This window comes from Cellulosilyticum ruminicola JCM 14822 (genome assembly GCF_001311925.1).
GTDB classification, from domain to species: Bacteria; Bacillota; Clostridia; order Lachnospirales; family Cellulosilyticaceae; genus Cellulosilyticum; species Cellulosilyticum ruminicola.
In genome coordinates this window covers 1-4,454 of the sequence record NZ_BBCG01000117.1, presented here as the reverse complement: position 1 = coordinate 4,454, position 4,454 = coordinate 1, and the positions used below count along the sequence as shown (strand labels likewise).

Annotated in this window: 5 protein-coding genes and 2 pseudogenes; 2 read left to right on the top strand and 5 right to left on the bottom strand. The window is 33.9% G+C overall.

Translation table 11 applies throughout. The features are described 5' to 3' along the window. Positions 1 to 150: 150 nt before the first annotated feature. Complete coding sequence (locus tag JCM14822_RS22270) at positions 151 to 585, bottom strand: transposase (protein ID WP_278287256.1); 435 nt, start codon at positions 583 to 585, stop codon at positions 151 to 153. 315 nt (positions 586 to 900) lie between these two features. Continuing rightward, on the bottom strand, positions 901 to 1,098 hold the full coding sequence (locus tag JCM14822_RS22265) for a transposase (protein ID WP_157047886.1): 198 nt from the start codon (positions 1,096 to 1,098) through the stop codon (positions 901 to 903). A 697-nt stretch (positions 1,099 to 1,795) separates the two neighbouring features. On the opposite strand from JCM14822_RS22265, the gene JCM14822_RS22260 reads away from it, so the two are divergent. Together JCM14822_RS22260 and JCM14822_RS22255 are read left to right on the top strand one after the other, a co-directional pair. Further along, on the top strand, positions 1,796 to 2,236 hold the full coding sequence (locus JCM14822_RS22260; protein ID WP_242861560.1) for a hypothetical protein: 441 nt from the start codon (positions 1,796 to 1,798) through the stop codon (positions 2,234 to 2,236). A gap of 38 nt (positions 2,237 to 2,274) precedes the next feature. After that, the gene (locus JCM14822_RS22255; protein ID WP_242861559.1) at positions 2,275 to 2,691 is read left to right on the top strand and encodes a carbohydrate kinase family protein; all 417 of its coding nucleotides are present in this window, start codon (positions 2,275 to 2,277) and stop codon (positions 2,689 to 2,691) included. A gap of 383 nt (positions 2,692 to 3,074) precedes the next feature. On the opposite strand, the pseudogene JCM14822_RS17920 reads toward JCM14822_RS22255, so the two are convergent. The 3 genes and pseudogenes from JCM14822_RS17920 to JCM14822_RS17915 form a co-directional block, all read right to left on the bottom strand. After that, positions 3,075 to 3,716, bottom strand: a pseudogene (locus JCM14822_RS17920) (transposase); the annotation flags it as partial. Between the two features lie 57 nt (positions 3,717 to 3,773). After that, positions 3,774 to 3,911: a hypothetical protein gene (locus JCM14822_RS24680; RefSeq protein WP_172674864.1), complete on the bottom strand. Its 138-nt coding sequence runs from the start codon at positions 3,909 to 3,911 to the stop codon at positions 3,774 to 3,776. A gap of 108 nt (positions 3,912 to 4,019) precedes the next feature. After that, positions 4,020 to 4,454: pseudogene (locus JCM14822_RS17915) on the bottom strand (IS66 family transposase); the annotation flags it as partial.

Here is a 4,454-nt window from a genome sequence, read left to right as displayed (position 1 = left end):
GCTAGTCTAGATTAGACTAGCTAGTTATTGTCAATGGTAATTGCTAAAAAAATCTTTTTGAATGTTGGCAAGGTTACTTTTAAAAAAGTGTAACCTTAATAAACTCAAATCAATCGATAAGAGTTGGGGATTTATTACATTCACTATTGCTTATGCAATAAGTGTGAGTTGTGGTTTATAGTTTTGACGATGTTCTTCAGGAGAACGAAATTTAAAGGATTTACCATCCCTAAGTACTGCAAAAATAATATTACAAACTTTATGCATTACAGCACCAAGAGCAACTTTTTTAGGTTTTGAAACTACTTTCTTCTGATAGTAAGCGTGAAGATGTGGATTGAGGGCTTCGCCATTACGTTTAGTATGAATGTTCGCAAGAGCAACAAGTCTAGCAATACGTGATCCACGTTTGGACATAGGGCATTCTGTACCCTTAAACTTACCAGATTCATTGACTTTAGGGTCCATACCAAAGTAATCAAAAAGTTGTTTAGGGCTCTTGAATATGCTGAAATCACCTATTTCGCACATGATAGTAACAGCAGATAAAAAGCCTACATCATTAATAGAGTCTAAAAGATGAATTTGTTGAATAAAAGATTTCTCGGGGTGTTCATCTACAAATGATTGAATGCATTGTAGGATTGCATTTAAAGCCTTATCTAAATCTTCGATTTGATCTAGAGTAAGGGAAATATTGAAGTAAATACTTTCTCACATCCAAACACTTTAGATGCTTTAGCATCTTCAATAAGTTTTTCATAACGCTCAGTAGCTTTGAGAGTTCTTTTACGAGATGTTTTAGTAATCTTTTCAATCATAGTCTTTCTATGGCTACGTAAAATTTTATCAGGGGTGCCATATTGCCTGAGAATCATTAAAGAAGTTGCCACTGTAACATTAGATATTGAGGAAAAACAACATGAAGATCGCTTTTGAGCTGATTAACACAGGAGAACGTGTATCAATAAGTTTGTAGTATTTGCGAACTAAAGCACTTAACTCTAATACAACTTGAGTAGGCATAACAGAGGTCTTAAGATTATCTGAAAGACCAAGTTTTGCAATAGCAATAGAATCTAGTTTGTCATTTTTCACTTTTCTAATGCCCTAATTTTTGATAGAATGAGTGATGAGAGGATTAATAATGAACGCCTCAAATCCTGATTCCATCAGGTGGCAGAAGGGTGGAAAGTGATAGATCTCCGTAGATTCTAGAAATGTGCGAGATTTCAAGGAATACAGCTCTTCTGCTTTTTTTATTTTAAAAAGAGCACGATTAAGGGAATCAAGGATATTATGAAAAATTTTAAAAGGCTTTAAGACTAAGTTTCCAAGGAAATCGACAATGGACATAAAACTAAAAGATGAACCAATGTCAATACTAATAGAAATATAATTATTTTTGGACATAGAATAAGCTCTTTTTGAGATAGGGTCCATGATGACAATGAATACACAACCTGGCATGTGACACGGGTATAGCTTATAGGCTCCCAACTAGCTAAAACATAAATTTTCATTGAATGGATTGACTGTCTAAGAATACAGGTATGACCTCATAGAAAAGGTTCCTTAGGGGGAGAACGTCTTTCTTCCTATCCAATGGTTATCATACTGTATGTTTTAGAAGAAGTCGGGATGAATATCTATACGTTTAGAATGGAATTTATTCAAAATGTGTCAGATAGTTTTATGATATCTAGAGGAGAATACTCTCATAAAAGATATCTTGTTTATAAATCATTAGCATAGTTTTTTAGCTATGACTTTAATATACTAGGGGGAAGAAAAGATGCAAGAGGTTTATTTATATGGGATGATTTTAGTAACGAATAGCTTTTTACTTCAAGAGGAGTATCCACAGCCAGATACTTATGGAGAAATAAAGCAAAAGTATAGATTATCCGGAGGAGAAACAGGAACTTGTGCCACTGTACTTGCGCACTTAGGCGTTCAAGTAAAAATGGATGGTAATCATATGGGCAAAAATACTTATCCTATAATCGAAGATTTTTATAAAAACAAAAGTGTTGATATTACAAGTTTATATTATGATACAGAGTATGAAGGCTTAGAAGATTATGTACTTATAGATAAGCATACCCGTACACCTTTTGGAAGCTTTCAGCATTATTATAGTGAGCCAGTAAAACGTTGGAATAAGGCTAAAAGAGAGGATATTGTAGTTGCAAAAGTTGTAGGGTTAGATCCATTTTTTGTAATGAAACTTTAGAGGTAGCAGAGATTTGTCATGAAATAAGTAAGCCTTATGTGACCATTGACTGTCCATATGATGAGGTAATACATCAATGGTCAAGCATTAATGTATTATCCAACGAATTTATAGGGATGCATTATAAAGAGTGTAATCGAGAAGAACTTTTTAAATTGTATACTGAAAATAGTGAAGGGCTTGTAATCTTTACATTAGGGGCAAATCAAATTATGTATGGCCGTAAGGGTGAAATGCCAAAGTTCTTTACGCCTTATCATGTAGATGTGGTAAGTACATTAGGTGCTGGAGATACTTTTAAAGCAGGGTGTGTTTATGCACTTTTAAAAGGGATGTCAGATTTAGAGACCATTCAGTTTGCTAGTGCATTAGCAGGGGTAGCAATTTCACGTTTTCCATTACCACTTAATCCACCATCTTTAGAGGAAGTACAAGCGCTCATAAAAAATAGTTAATCAGTGTATAGATGCATTTTATCTAAACATGCTACTTGTAAAAATGGATGATTATCGTTAAAATAGGTTCATACAACAAGATGACAGATATAGACTGAGAGCCGATGAAGTGATTCAAAAAAGTATATATAGAGATTACGAATATTTGTAATTTAAGTTACGATTTTGCAAAAAACAAGTCGTGCCTTAAAACGTAATACAAAAGAAGATTTTACTCATATTTTACAAGCTATAAAACCGTATACAGATTATATTTATTCACATTTAAGAAAATATTTGGATATGAGTGCAACAGAAGGATTAAAAGTTACCTTAACAACCAATGGTATACTTATTCATAAAGTGCATAATGAACTCATAGGGGCTAAAGTCTTAAGACAGATTTATGCTTCTTTTTTCAGTTCAAAAAGGTATGTTCCAGTGCTTCCATTTTGAATTTTGTGATCTAGCTTATTGATATTATGTGCCATTGCTAGAAGAATACTTTCAGCAAGCACATTTTTCTGACCTTTGCATAAATATCTACGAAATGACATATCTCCTTTAATATTTGCAAATGACCCTTCGGCCTGAATACTTTGATTCATACGAAGTTTGTAATCTTCATCTGTAAGAATGCGTTCTAAGTCTTCAGCCCGTTTTTTCTGAAAAACTTTTGATACCTCTAGTCGTTTAGTACGTTCTTCTAATGGAGACTTACTATTATTTCCTTTAATACGCTGTTTCTTAAACTCACAATGACTATAATCTTCACATGTATACTGTGTTTTCTCAGAAACATACCCAGTCTTACTTTTACTTCTTTTTAGTCCTGTTACAGTGAGCCTTCTGCCTGCCTTACACAAATAAACATCTTCTTTTTCATCATAAGTCATATTTTCACGTCGACTGATATCTGTCTTATATTTTCTAGTTTTAGAAATCTCATAATTAGCAGGTTTAATAAAAGCGACCTGATTATTTCTCTCAACAAAAAGATAGTTTTCTTTACTTTCATATCCAGAATCAGCAACAATGTTTGTAAACGGTAAATCATAAGTACTGGATATTAAAAATGCCACCCGTCTTGGATGGCACATTTGTTATTGTTCTGTTTTTAGGCATTCTTTGGGTAGTGTTTTTGACCATGGCAATAATTCACCTATAAAATCTAAATTTGTGTCATCTTGATGTTTTGACAGCTCAATCAGTAAGTGTTCAAAGTAGTGGTATGGTTTCAATTGATTCGCTTTAGCTGTTTCCGCAATACTATAGATGATTGCACTAGCTTTTGCACCATTGATTGTATCGATTAAATGCCAGTTAGCCTTGCCTATACAGAAGCTTCGTATAGATTGTTCAGTAGCATTATTATCTACTGGGACATTTCCATTCTCTAAAAAGACTCTGAGATATTGCTCCTGATTGATACAGTAGTAAATCCTTTTCCTGTTGCAGATTTCTCAGGTACTTTATGCTGATTAGCTTTTACACATGCAAAGAAAGCATCTACTAGTGGCTTGACACTGAGCTGACGCCTGTTCACTCTTTCCTCAGGAGAAAGGTCTTTAAATTCTTCTTCAATCTTATAGATGGCACTGATCTGTTGTAGTGCTGCATAGGCTAGCGTATTCTTGGCTTTTTCTTTGCCTAACGCTTTAACAACATCTGCAAATTTACGCCTACAATGAGCCCAACAACCAGCTATCTTTAAGTCTTTTAACTCTTTTTCAAGTGCATGATAGACTTGATAGCCATCCGTTACACAGACACTACTATAGTTT